This is a genomic window from Acetobacter sacchari, assembly GCF_017377715.1.
Taxonomy (GTDB): Bacteria; Pseudomonadota; Alphaproteobacteria; order Acetobacterales; family Acetobacteraceae; genus Acetobacter; species Acetobacter sacchari.
The window spans coordinates 65,307-77,948 of record NZ_JAFVMF010000005.1; the positions used below are offsets into that span (position 1 = coordinate 65,307).

General features: G+C 58.8%; 9 protein-coding genes. All 9 read right to left on the reverse strand.

The genetic code is table 11. The features are described 5' to 3' along the window. Positions 1-53 precede the first annotated feature (53 nt). Positions 54-1,175 carry a P1 family peptidase gene (locus tag J2D73_RS05515; protein ID WP_207880155.1) on the reverse strand — a complete coding sequence of 374 codons (1,122 nt, stop codon included), beginning with the start codon at positions 1,173-1,175 and terminating at the stop codon, positions 54-56. Positions 1,176-1,227: 52 nt separating this feature from the next. Further along, on the reverse strand, positions 1,228-2,664 hold the full coding sequence (locus J2D73_RS05520) for an amidase (protein ID WP_243429682.1): 1,437 nt from the start codon (positions 2,662-2,664) through the stop codon (positions 1,228-1,230). A gap of 10 nt (positions 2,665-2,674) precedes the next feature. After that, complete coding sequence (locus J2D73_RS05525; protein ID WP_243429683.1) at positions 2,675-5,056, reverse strand: TonB-dependent receptor; 2,382 nt, start codon at positions 5,054-5,056, stop codon at positions 2,675-2,677. A 125-nt stretch (positions 5,057-5,181) separates the two neighbouring features. Next, positions 5,182-6,111 carry a LysR family transcriptional regulator gene (locus J2D73_RS05530; protein WP_243429698.1) on the reverse strand — a complete coding sequence of 310 codons (930 nt, stop codon included), beginning with the start codon at positions 6,109-6,111 and terminating at the stop codon, positions 5,182-5,184. A gap of 499 nt (positions 6,112-6,610) precedes the next feature. Further along, positions 6,611-7,627, reverse strand: a complete 1,017-nt coding sequence (pstS, locus tag J2D73_RS05535; protein ID WP_207880159.1) for a phosphate ABC transporter substrate-binding protein PstS — start codon at positions 7,625-7,627, stop codon at positions 6,611-6,613. A 255-nt stretch (positions 7,628-7,882) separates the two neighbouring features. Further along, positions 7,883-9,145, reverse strand: a complete 1,263-nt coding sequence (locus J2D73_RS05540; protein WP_086643746.1) for a DEAD/DEAH box helicase — start codon at positions 9,143-9,145, stop codon at positions 7,883-7,885. 475 nt (positions 9,146-9,620) lie between these two features. Then, positions 9,621-10,559 (reverse strand): BadF/BadG/BcrA/BcrD ATPase family protein, encoded by a 939-nt coding sequence (locus J2D73_RS05545; RefSeq protein WP_207880161.1) that lies wholly within the window; start codon positions 10,557-10,559, stop codon positions 9,621-9,623. Continuing rightward, positions 10,556-11,185 (reverse strand): methionine biosynthesis protein MetW, encoded by a 630-nt coding sequence (gene metW / locus J2D73_RS05550; protein ID WP_207880163.1) that lies wholly within the window; start codon positions 11,183-11,185, stop codon positions 10,556-10,558. Before metW ends, J2D73_RS05545 begins: the two co-directional genes overlap by 4 nt. A gap of 78 nt (positions 11,186-11,263) precedes the next feature. Then, positions 11,264-12,505 (reverse strand): homoserine O-acetyltransferase MetX, encoded by a 1,242-nt coding sequence (gene metX, locus J2D73_RS05555; protein ID WP_207880165.1) that lies wholly within the window; start codon positions 12,503-12,505, stop codon positions 11,264-11,266. Positions 12,506-12,642 lie beyond the last annotated feature (137 nt).

The window sequence follows — 12,642 nt, forward strand, 5'->3', positions numbered from 1 at the left end:
ATGGGGGCGGGGCGCGAAGCCCCGCCATCACGATGGCAGAAATACCGCGATGGTTATCGCTTTGCGGGAAGATCGCGCCAGGTTAGGCCTTGCATGCCGGGCGGTAACGTCGCCTCGAACACGCCGCGGGCTACGGCGCGCGCCAGAACATCCGCTGCTGCAGCCCCGATTCGCGCCACCAGAAACTGTCTCGGTCCCGCAGGGAGAGGCCTTTTCGCGGTCGACAGGGCAAATACGACATCTCCATCGAACGGCGAATGGATCGGCCTTATGGCGCGAGCCAGCCCATCTTGCGCCATCATGGCCACTCGCTTCAGTTCGTCTGGGTCGAGCGCCACGTCGGTGGCAACACAAGCGATCGTCGTGTTGGCTCGCGCACCCGGGTTGATTTTCGCGTCGCCCCAGTCTTCGCCCGCCACTCGCGTGGATGATGCGCCAAGGCCGCCGAACTCCTGACCAAACTCGAACGGTCCGGACCAGAAATTTTTCGTGCCGGGAACAACCGGAGAGCCCAGACTGTTCACCCCGACAATAGCGCCTATGGTCATGCCGTCTCCCGTAAGCAGGGAAGCAGAACCCAGACCACCCTTCATCGCGCCAGCTGCAGCGCCATACCCAGCACCTGCTGTGCCGAGAGAGAAGCGATCGGACACATGCTCGACCGCATCGATGGCAAGGTTGTGATAGGGGGGGGTCATGCCCCAGTTCTTGTCGCCTCCATTGGCGAGGTCGAACAGAATCGCGGTCGGGACGATCGGGGACGGCGGCACGCCGGGCTGCTTCATCAATGCGAAGCCGCGGCCGCGTGCGCCCAGCCACGCGGCCACGCCATCTGCTGCGGCGAGGCCGTAGACCGACCCGCCGGAAAGAACGATGGCGTCAACAGATCGAACAAGGTTCCAGCCGTCGAGCGCATCCGTCTCGCGGGTTCCGGGGCCGCCGCCGCGCACATCTACTGCCGCTGAAGCACGTTCGTCAGGAAGAATTACCGTGACGCCACTTCTTGCTTTCGAATCCTGAGCCTGTCCCACGCGCAGTCCGGCCACGTCGGTAATGAGATTGAGCGGCCCGGGACGGCCGGGGCCAATAGAGTGACCTGAAACGGCTGCTCGGGCCGAAGCTCTGGCAAGCAGAGGTAGAGCGGCGGCGGAAGCGATCAGAGCGCGGCGTTTCATATGCGTAAAATCCTGATTCAGGCTGCGGCGATAAAGTGTCGACTCATTGGTGTCAGGTAGGCGACGAGTCGGCCTCTCCGGGCCAGCGTTCGACACGACCACACCGACTTTCAAACCACCCGGCGAGTTGCAGAGCCAGAAGATCCTTGAAGCGCGACGTCACGATCTGCAAGCCGATAGGCGTTCCCTCCTGCGAAAAGCCGCAATTCACGGATATCGCAGGCTGTTCAGACATATTCCACGGCAGCGTCCATGCGCAATGATCGAAGGGGCGTGCAGGATCATTCAGGGGGGAGGCCCAGTCAGCCGGGAACGAGACATTGGGTGTTACGGGTGAAATGATCACGTCAACGGAGTCGAACAATTCGGCGCATGTGGCCCGTAACTCAAAAGTGCGATTGAAGCCGCGTACGGCCTCCACGCCGGACACGTCCTCTCCGCCGCGCGCCCACTCCATTATGTAAGGTAGAACCAGCGAGCGTTTGGATTCATCAAGGTCCTTGATGTCTCCCCAGAATTTCGCGCGCCAGAAAACATCGACGCCGTCGAGAATGGCCTGGTTCATGACGGGAGAAACCGGAACGATGACTGCGCCTGCGTCTTCGAATATGCGCGCCGCCGCCTCGATCGCAACCGCGATCTCCGGGTCAAGCGGCATACCGCAGCCCGCGTCGAGCATAAGCCCTACCCTCAAGCCGGCGGGCGGTTCAGCAGGAGCGAACCAGTCGACCTGTTCATAGGGCAGGCTGGTGGCGTCACGCGAATCCGGCAGACTCAACGTCGCCATCATGAGAGCTGCATCGGCCACGCCACGCGTCATGGGACCGGCGCACCGGCCCGTATAATACGGGTCGATCGGGATGCGACCGAGCGTCGGCTTGAAACCCGTCAGGCCGCACCAGGCGGCGGGCAGGCGCACCGAGCCGCCGATGTCCGTGCCTACATGCAGGGGGCCATAGCAGGCCGCTGCTGCTGCTGCTGCGCCTGCGCTGGATCCTCCGGGATTGGTGGACAAATCCCAAGGGTTTCTCGCAAGGTGATGAAAACTTGAAAGACCGGACGATAGCATACCGAAATCCGGTATCGTCGTTTTGGCGAAGATGATGGCTCCAGCTTCACGCAGGCGCGCAGCGCAAGGCGCGTCAGTTGTCGCCGGCGCAGACTCCAGCGCTGCCGTGCCCAGAGGGATCGGATGTCCCTCTGTTGCGATCAGTTCCTTGACTGTCGCCGGCACGCCGTCCAGCGCACCCTGTGGTTCGCCTTTGCGCCAACGTTCTGTGGACGCAACAGCTTCCGCAAGCGCGCGTTCCGGTTCCCATGCGTAGAGAGCGCACAGGTGAGGCTCCCATTGGGTTACATGCGCGTTGAGTGATTCGATCACGTCTCGGGGGGTGAAGTCGCCCGACGCGTAGCCGGCGAGCATGGCGGTGGCGTCGAGCGCGTGTAGTCTGGTCATCGGAAGACGCTCCAGCATGGGCGTGTCGCCCATGTCCTTGTGGTCAGTAGTTCACTGAAGCCTGAACGCCCCATGTCGCGGGCATTCCGGACAGGGCGACGGTGTCGCCATTTACGAAATAGTTTCTCTCCACATCGTATTGTTTGTTGAAGATATTGTTCCCGAACGCGGCGATGGTCCAGTGCTTGCTTTTGGGAGAGAACGACATCGTTGCGCCCCAAAGCGTGTAACCGGCGACGTTGTAAAGGGTGCCGAACAGGGAACGGTATGTTGAGCGCAGGCTGTAATTCATACCGGTCGTGAGCGTATAGTTCCCAAGATCCCATTTGTATGTGGCCGATCCGTTGAGGGTCAGCTTGGGGAAAGGCAGGCTGTTGCCTTTGCGACTTGCGTATACGCCGACATAACTGCCGTTGACGCGGTCAGCACGCAGCACGGAATTGAATTTGTCGAATTGGCCGATCGTCCACCCTCCCGATTGTGTAAGAGTGAGGCCGGGGAGCGGAGACCAGTCTGCCTCGAATTCCAGACCTGCGAGGTGCGAGCGTGGCGCGTTGACAATCGAGCCGACCAGTCCGGTTGCCGGATTCACTACGGCGGATTGAATCTGCTGATTGTGATAGTCGTAATAAAAACCAGAAACGTTTAGCCTCAAATTTTCTTTTGGCAAATCGAGTTTGTTTCCGATTTCCCATGCGTCGAGCGTTTCGGCTTTGAACGGTTTTGTCGACACGTTGGGCGAGTTGGTGTTGTAGGTCGTAAAACCGCCGGATTTTATTCCATGGCTGTAAGACACATAGAGCAAGTCGCGCGTGAACGGTTTGTATTCGACGGAAAATTTCCCTGAGGGTTTAGTGTAGCTATAGCTTTGGTCAGGACCGTAAGGATGAGAGCCAGTGTCTACGCCGGTTAGCATGTAGGATTGAAAACCATAGAGCCGCCGGATCTCGTGTTCGATCCGCACGCCGCCGGTGATGGAAAGTTTATCGGTCAGTTTGTAGGTCGCCTGCCCAAATCCGCTGATAGTGTTGACGGATTGCGAGTACCGTACGGCGCGGTCGTAACCGTAGGACTGCATGAAGCCGGAGCGGTACAGGTCGGAAAGATACTGGTTGGAGTAGTAGATGCCGCCAACCCATGTCAGGCGTGATGAGCCGCGCGATGTCAGACGAAGCTCGTTGGAAAAGACATTCGCGCGCGACTGGTAATATACATCCGCAATGGCGGCGGAAGACGCGTCGTAGTTGTCATATTCCTGACGGCTCGCGACGTCGTAGCTTGCAAGATCAGTGAGTGTAGCGAAGGAAAAATCCTGATCAATGCGGAGGCTCATGCCCCCCGTGTCTATGTGGCTGAATGGCTTTGTATTCGGACTGATGCCGATTTCGGACGCAAATTGCGATGACGTGCCCCAATGCGTGATCCGTCGATCGGTGTCGGCGGGGAGAACGCCGTACTGCGAAGGATTAAGGATGTTGAGGGCGGTCAGCGGCGAATAGAGGTGCATTCCGTTGGCGTCCGAACGGTCCCGGCTGCCATGAAGATTGAAGGTGACCTTCAGGTTTTCGGTAGCTTGTCCTTCGACAATCAACCGCGCCGCGCCTCGGTCTACATTCCCCAGATGCGCCCCGGAGCCGTTATATTGCCAGGCGCCACCTTGTTGCGTCTGCCCGGACAGGCGGTATTTCAGGTAACGTCCGATCGGGCCGGATATATACCCGTCGACTTTGCCAGCATCGAAACGACCATATTGGCCGGTCAGTCCGGCATGAAACTGGTCTGTGGGGTGATTGAGGATGTAGTTGATCGCCCCGCCGGTCGTGTTGCGGCCGTATAATGTGCCTTGAGGGCCCCGGAGAACCTCTACGCGACTAATGTCGAACATCATGCCGTTGCTTGCGAACGGGACCGGGTTAGCCACTTCATCAAGGTATACGCCGACGGTTGGGGCGTTATTGCTGGCGTAATCGTTGAAGCCGACGCCGCGAATGGCGAACGCCGGCTGACCGCTGCCGAACTGTGGCGTCACCTGCAGTGACGGCGTCAGGTATTGAAGATCAAAGACGGTGTTGACGTTGCGCTCGACCAGCGTGTTGCCGCCGATCACGCTGATCGAACTCGCGAGACTCTGCGCCGTCTGGCGTCGCCGCTGGGCCGTGACCGTGATTTCCTCAAGGCGTGGAGCGGACGCTGCCGATGCGGCTGCGCTCGGCTGCGTCTTCCCTGCAGGAGCGTGCGGAACTGACCGGGAGTCAGCCGTTCGAGCGTGTGACGCCGTCTGGGCCCGCACGGGCGCCTTTTTCGCGGTGGCTGTTTCGGCCCAGAGGGGATGAACGGAAAGACAGAGTGTGCTGACGGACGCCAGCCAGAGGCGCGTCCTGAGGCGGGGAAGTGTGGACGGTTGGGACAGGTTCATTGTGGACATGTCCGATTTTCCAGAGGTTGCGGGGAGTTGTCGAATAAAACGATAACGAAACGGAATGATAAAACCGAGATCGAAAAGCGGCACACGGCGCCACGCTTTCTGCAACGCCATGTTTGCGATGGATTCTACTCTTTCGGGATGCCGCTGGGGAGCGCGTGATGCGCCTCAGCGCGACGCAGAAGGCTCAGGGCAAGCGTATCGTGGAGAGTCTTCGCAGCGAATGGCAATGCGCGGTCGGGGTGGACGCACAAATCGAGTTGTGTCCGCACGAGATCCGGGCGATCGAACGGAATGGAGGTGAGCAGCCCGGCTTCAATTTCCCGTCGGCAACACTCAGGCGGAAGCACGAGAGCGGCGGCCCCGCGGATAGCCAATTCTTTCTGCATGACAAGAGAGCCAGTGACGAAGGTGGGTTCAAGCGTGACGCCATGCCGAAGACACTCGGCGTCGAGTGTGCGCCGCAGGCTGAAGGATTCATCGGGGATGGCGATCGCGTGGCGCGCCAGATCCTGAATCCGGACATGCGTCTGTAAAGTCAGGGGATGATCCGGGGCCACAATCAGAGCGTGGTCAAGCGGCACGCTTCGCCTGACGAACGGGCTGCCGGCCTCAGGGGTAAAAATCGCGACGCCGATATCGGCTGCGCCCTGTCGAAGTGCGTCGATCAGTTCGGAGGTTCGTCCTTCGTGAATGTGGAAGCGAAGGCCCGGGTGCTGCCGGTGTAATGCACAGAGGGCGGGCGCCAGAAGCTCCGCTACAATCGCTCCACCCGCGTACACCGTTGTAGAGCCGGTGTTGAGGGCTTTGAGGTCCGAGACAAGTTGAAGGGTTGTCTCCATTTCCCCAACGATTAAACGCGCGCGCCCAAGCAGCACCTCTCCCGCGGCGGTCAGCTTTCCTCCGCTATGAGAGCGGTCAAAAAGCTGAGTTCTGAACTGATATTCGAGTTGGTCGAGTTTGCGACTGACGGAGGCGGGGGAGGTGTTCAATTTTTCTGCCGTCTGGCGGAGGGAGCAGGTTCGGGCAAGTTCCAGAAACACCTTGAGCGCCTTCATATCCACGAACGATCTCCTGACGTTGCGGCACGCACGCGGCGGCAGGGGAGTTTGGCTGGCGTCTGGTGCGAATTACGGATTGACGCTGAGCATAGGGCGTTTCGCGTAGCCGCGTCAGCGTACAATTTTTATCGGAGGGAGATGTGATTGAAAGTATCAGTAAAATCCAATTTTTGTGTGAAATTTCAAGTTATTGTATAATTATTCTGGGATTTATTTTTGAAAAAAGGACATGCGGCAGTATTATAAATTGATGCTGTTTGTTATTTCTAATTCAATACATTTAACTTTCATATTTTTTATTAGAACCGTATTATGCGAACGAGGGAGCATGCTGGCTTGACGCTGGGCTCGTCGCGATATCGAAGATATGCATCGCCCGTTGATCAACGCGATAGAAAATCTCCTTCCACGTGTATACTTAATGTTTCCGTTCGATCGCAAAAAAGGCGGGCTCAAATGAGCCCGCCTCCATGCAAACCAGCCTGATCTGGAGAGATCAGTGATGGCCGGGATATTGAGATTCGATCGTTTTTTTCACGCTCTCTGGAAGCGTGACATAGTCGAGGCCCTTGGCGGCTGCGTCGCCATTTTTGAAGGAGTAGTCGAAGAACTTATGCACGGATGCTGCACGAGCGGCATCTTTCGGGTTCGTGGGGACAAGAACGAATGTCGCCGATACGATCGGCCATACGCCCTTGCCGTCGACATCGAGCATATCTACTGCAAAATTCGTGGAATGCGCCCAATCCGCCGAAGCCGCCGCCGTCGAGAAGCTCTCGAGGTTCGGGGTGACAAATTCGCCAGCCTTGTCCTGCAGTTCTGCCGTCGAGATGGAGTTGCGGCGAGCGTAGGCGTATTCGACGTACCCGATACCGCCTTCAGTCGCGCGGACGGACGATCCGACCCCGTCATTTCCGCGAGCGCCTGCTCCGCCCGGCCACTGGACTGACGTCGCCGCGCCGACCTTGTCCTTCCAGTCCGGAGAAACCTTCGCGAGGTAGGACGTGAACACGAAGGTCGTGCCTGACCCGTCGGCGCGGTGGACAGGAGCGATGGCGGTGTCGGGAAGCGTCAGGCCCGGGTTAAGGGCGACAATCTTCGGATCGTTCCAACTGGTGATGTCGCCGAGGTAAATGCCGGCGAGCACGGCTCCCGTCAGTTTCAACTTATTGGCGGCGACGCCGGGAATGTTGACGATCGGCACGATGCCGCCGACGACCGTCGGAAACTGGTATAACGAACCAGAGGACAGTTTATCAGCGCTCATCGGCGCGTCGGACGCGCCAAAGTCGACTGTGCGGGCGAGAACGAGGTTCTGTCCGGCGCTGGAGCCGACGCTTTGATAATTGACGGACACGCCTGCGCCGGTTTTGGCGCCGTCCCCCCAAGCCTGATAAATTGGCGCGGCGAAGCTCGAGCCTGCGCCGGTGATTTCTTCGGCGCAGGCCAGCGGCGCGATAACAGGCGCGGCGCTTAGAAGAAGAGCGGCAAGAAGGCGATTGCGGATCGGCATGTCTTAACTCCCAGCGAAAAGGCGGCGTCATGCCGGTCCAGTTCTGAGCTTCGCCATACCGTATTTCGCGCAGGCCGAAAAATGACGTCTCAATGACAGTGATTTGCCGGTCTATTATTACCCGTGACGTTGCCTGAATTCGTGTCGAGCGCAGCGAGTAACGTCGTCAGGCGAAGTTCGGCACATGGAGGAAAACACCCCCCTCATGCTCCGTGTAGCCAAGCCTGCTATGATCAGGTCATAGCAGGCTCGTTTCTACGCGACGCGGCGCGCCCGTGGCCCGGACGACCGTCCGCCGCCGCCGTTCGAAGACGAACGTCCTCCACGTCCGCGTCCGCCGCCGCCGAGCACCGGAGGTGGGAGGGTCGATTTCTCGGCAGCGTCGGAGTGATATGGATGATCCCGCACCACCGGCACAGGTTTGCCGATGGTGCGCTCTATGTCACGCAGCCAGGCGCGCTGTTCCGGGTCGCAGAACGATACGGCCCATCCTTCGCGACCGGCGCGGGCGGTGCGACCGATGCGATGGACGTAGCTTTCGGGGATATTCGGCAGATCGTAGTTGAAGACGTGTGTGACGTCGTCCACGTCGATGCCTCGCGCAGCAATGTCCGTCGCCACCAACACCTTGAGGTCGCCTGCCCGGAAGCCCGACATCGCACGCTCGCGCGCGCCCTGTGATTTGTTGCCGTGAATCGCTTCGGCGGGCACGCCGCTACGGTTGAGAAATTCGGACACTTTATTGGCTTCGTGCTTCATCAATGTGAACACGACGGCTCTGGAGACTTTCGGGGAGTTCACCAGAAGGAGGAGGGCGTCTTTTTTCTTGTCCGGTTCGACAAACATGACGGCCTGACGAATGCGATCGACGGTGCTGGACGGCGGCGTGACTTCGACCTTGGCGGGGTCGCGCAGCAAGGTGTGGGCGAGATCGGATATGCTGCGCGGCATCGTCGCCGAGAACAGCAGGGTCTGACGCTCGCGCGGCAAGCTGGCGACAATCCGTTTGATGTCGCGAATGAAGCCCATGTCGAGCATCCGGTCGGCTTCGTCCAGAACCAGAACTTCGAGGTCAGAAAGGTCAATATACCCTTGGCCCATCAGGTCCAGCAGCCGTCCGGGAGCGGCGACGAGAACATCCACGCCACGACGCATAGCCTCGACCTGCCGCCCTTGTCCCACACCGCCGAACACAACTGCCTGACGCAGCCTCATATGCCGGGCGTAGGCCTTGAAGTTGGCGTCAATCTGCGACGCCAGTTCACGGGTCGGAGCCAGCACCAGCACTCTGGCGCCTTTTGGCGACGGCGCTTTCTGATGGGTCAGAAGATGCTGTAGAATTGGTAGGGCGAACGCGGCGGTTTTGCCGGTTCCAGTCTGCGCCAGACCGAGCAGATCCCGTCCGTGCAGCAGATGCGGAATCGACTGGGCCTGAATGGGGGTGGGGGTGGTGTAACCCTCCTCGGCCAATGCGCGCAGCAAGGGATCGGCGAGTTTAAGGTCCGCAAACGTCGTCATTTAACTAAAACGCCTCCTGGCGCCCCGGGAACGATGGGGTCCATAATGCAGGCCCCCGCCATGGTGACAGATTGTGTGCCGCGCGGCGCAATTCAGCGCGCATTCGATCCGGGCCAATCTGGCTTCGAATTGATGATCGCAAGCGACGGGAGACATGTCGAAGAGGTGAACAGCTTCTCCGAAGCGACCGCGTTATTTCAACGCAGACACAAAGATATATAACCGCATTAACCTACCTCGGCGCGCAATCTATTCGAAACTGCGCGAATTTTCAAGACGCTTGGATTTAAGCCCCTTATCGTGATCTTCGTGCCGCATTTTCGTCGTTTTTAATCGTTTTGCAAGCCTCGTGCGGGGTCGCTACGTGCAAGATTCTCTGCAACGTCACGATTTTTTTTCAAGTGATTGCTGAATTGCAACGAAATCCCGGGTGATGCGACGTCAGGCGTATTTGTTTTTGCAAGCAAATAAGTTTTCAGGGGCCTTGGAAAAGCGCCTCCTGTTTCATCCAGGCTTTGCGGGCCAATGATGCCGCTCCGTCGAGGGCGTCGCCTTTGGGTGCGACTATCAGCTTTTTTGTCGTTTCTGGCAGGTAGGGAAGCAAAATCGGAGCCAATCCTCCAAGAATGCTGAGCGGCAAATGAAGAAAAGGTTTATTTTTCAGCAATGTGCTGGAGATATTTGCGATTTCTTTAGCAGCATCGTATAAAATTTTAGACGCCACATGATCGCGGTCGTGTGAGGCGGAAATGACGATCGGCGTGAGTGTCGCGAAACGCGACGCAGAAGCGCCTATCGCCCAGCCGAGGGGGTCGCCAGTTCCATCTTGGTCGAGTTTTGCCCAGATGCGCTGGAATAAATCGGTTTTTGGTTCTCGTCCGTCATGGCAATGAAGCACATGGCGGACTGCCTGTAGACCAATCCAGGCTCCTCCGCCCTCATCACCTTGTGGAAAGCCCCATCCTCCTACGCGATGCGATTGGTCGCCGGAAATTGCATAACCGACGCTGCCGGTGCCTATTGCGACTACCGCGCCGTCTTTCCCGCCGTGTGCGCCAAGGCAGGACGTGTAAGCGTCTGTGCGTGTGACAAGTGCGGCAAAATCGGGAAACGCATCACGAATAGCCGCGGCGCGTCCGGCGACTTCCGCTCCTGCCACCCCAGCCCCCGCGTAGACGCGAAGCCCGTCTCGCCCGATGTCATGGCGTTGAAGCTGTGCGGCGATGAGCGCATCACACAATGCTGCTTCGATCGAAGCGCATGCCTGATCCGGATCGGTGGCCACGTTCGCTGGCCCAGAGCGGCCTTCTCCCAGAACCACGCCATCAGGGGTGAGCAGGCGCAGAATGGTCTTGCTCGCACCACCGTCGATAGCGGCCAGAACTGCCGTGGATTTCTGGAGTGCCGCGGTCATTTCAGGCGTTCATCGCGGCTGGCAGGCTCATTGCGCCCCAGCAAGAAAAGAGCCTGCTCACCGAATAGATTGGCCAGCCGAATCGAGCGACGCCATGGCGCACGTTCGCCTTCTTCGTCGATGGCCATCCAGTCTATGACCCGATAGCTCTCGTCACTGCACAAAGCCAAAAAATCTCGAATCGTGCATGGGTGGATATTCGGCGTTGCGAACCACGGCGTGCTCCACACAGCCGTATTGGGCATGCGCCCAGTGGTCAGGAGCTTCAGTCGCAACTCCCAGTGGCCGAAATTGGGAAAGGACACGATGGCGTGTCGCCCGATGCGCAGCATCTGGCGCAGCACCTCTCTTGGGCGTTCGACTGCCTGAAGCGTGCGTTGCAGCACGACATAATCAAAACTCTCGTCCGGGTAATGCGCCAGATCGTGATCCGCGTCACCGTGAACCACGGGAAGGCCATGCGCAACGGAGCGTGTGACCTCCTGCATGTCTATTTCTATGCCACGCGCATCACAGCCACGTTCGCGAAAGAGATGATCGATCAGGCTACCGTCACCGCTGCCGATATCGAGCACGCGGGATCCGGGGGCGATCATCTGTGCGATCAATTTTTGGTCGAGGCGCATTTTAACGATTTTTCACGAAAGCCAATAACGATAACTCGCCAGCCGTCATTTTCAGCTCGGAGGATTGCGGAGCGGGTGTCATGGCTTTGGACCGATATGGAGGCCTGCATGTTCCGCCGCGCCGCTTATGAAGCCTCGAATGGTGCGGTCGAAATCTGGTTCATCCAGTAGAAACGCATCGTGGCCTTTGTCACTGTCGATTTCGACGAACGAAACGTTGGCCGCAGCCCTGTTGAGCGCGCGAACGAGCACGCGTGATTGCGACGTAGGGAACAGCCAGTCGGACGTAAAGGAAACGACGCAGAACCGTGTGCGTGTGCCGACAAACGGGGCGGCATAGTCGCCGTCATGTTCGGCGCCAATATCCATCCAGTCCATGGCGCGGGTAATGGTCAGGTAGGAGTTGGCGTCGAAGCGCAGCACGAAGCTCGACCCTTGATGTCGAAGGTAGGATTCGACTTCGAAGATTTCGCCGAAGAAGGAAAGTGGATGTTCCGGATCTCCCGACGCCTCCGGAGAGGCGTTCTGTCGGCGGGTGCGTCGGCCGAATTTTCGTGTCAGAGCTTCCTCTGAAAGATAAGTGATGTGCGCCATCATCCGCGCCACCGCAAGTCCGCGTGCAGGGATCGACCCGCTTTCCCAATAGCGGCCGCCGCGCCAGTCGGGATCGGCAAAGATAGCCTGACGGCTGACTTCGTTGAATGCGATATTCTGGGCTGAATGGAACGGTGCGGTGGCGATCGGGATAGCGGCGAAGACCATTTCGGGATAGGTCGCGGCCCATTCCAGGGTCTGCATCCCGCCCATGGATCCGCCTATGACGGCGAACAATCGCTCGATGCCCAGTTGGCGCACCAGCGCATGCTGGGCTCGGACCATGTCGCGAATAGTGATTGGCGGAAACTCTGTACCCCAGAGTTCTTGAACAGCGTCTCCGTCTTCCCGCGCATCGAATGCGGGGCGAGATGGGTTGGGGGAACGGGGACCTGTTGACCCCATGCACCCGCCCAGCACGTTCGAGCAGATGACGAAAAACCGATCAGTGTCGATGGGCTTGCCCGGTCCGACCATCCGCTCCCACCAGCCCGGCCGGCCTGTCACGGGATGGGTTTCGGCGACGTACTGATCTCCCGTCAGGGCATGACAGATCAGGATAGCGTTGTCGCGAGCGGCCGACAGTATCCCATAGGTTCGGTAGGCGATCTCAACCGGCGCCAGCATGGCGCCGCAATCGAGAGAGAGCCCCTCGGGGAAGACGGCTCTCTGGTGATCGACTTCGAGCGGCGTCTCGGGCTGGTCTGTCAGGATTCGGGCTTCCATTGGAGCCCGGGGACATAGGGCTGATTGCGCCTCATAGCAAGAAGGCAAAAATAAGACGATTGTGCGCGCAGCGTCTAAAATTTGTTGACGGCGGGTTAATATTAACGGACGTTTGACGAAGTGCAACAAAATCGAGT

What these genes read in the sequence shown, in the direction of transcription:
- J2D73_RS05515 (WP_207880155.1), bottom strand. Translation starts at nt 1,175, where the DNA reads ATGAAACGCCGCGCTCTGATCGCTTCCGCCGCCGCTCTACCTCTGCTT.
- J2D73_RS05520 (WP_243429682.1), bottom strand. Translation starts at nt 2,664, where the DNA reads ATGGGCGACACGCCCATGCTGGAGCGTCTTCCGATGACCAGACTACAC.
- J2D73_RS05525 (WP_243429683.1), bottom strand. Translation starts at nt 5,056, where the DNA reads ATGTCCACAATGAACCTGTCCCAACCGTCCACACTTCCCCGCCTCAGG.
- J2D73_RS05530 (WP_243429698.1), bottom strand. Translation starts at nt 6,111, where the DNA reads ATGAAGGCGCTCAAGGTGTTTCTGGAACTTGCCCGAACCTGCTCCCTC.
- pstS (WP_207880159.1), bottom strand. Translation starts at nt 7,627, where the DNA reads ATGCCGATCCGCAATCGCCTTCTTGCCGCTCTTCTTCTAAGCGCCGCG.
- J2D73_RS05540 (WP_086643746.1), bottom strand. Translation starts at nt 9,145, where the DNA reads ATGACGACGTTTGCGGACCTTAAACTCGCCGATCCCTTGCTGCGCGCA.
- J2D73_RS05545 (WP_207880161.1), bottom strand. Translation starts at nt 10,559, where the DNA reads ATGACCGCGGCACTCCAGAAATCCACGGCAGTTCTGGCCGCTATCGAC.
- metW (WP_207880163.1), bottom strand. Translation starts at nt 11,185, where the DNA reads ATGCGCCTCGACCAAAAATTGATCGCACAGATGATCGCCCCCGGATCC.
- metX (WP_207880165.1), bottom strand. Translation starts at nt 12,505, where the DNA reads ATGGAAGCCCGAATCCTGACAGACCAGCCCGAGACGCCGCTCGAAGTC.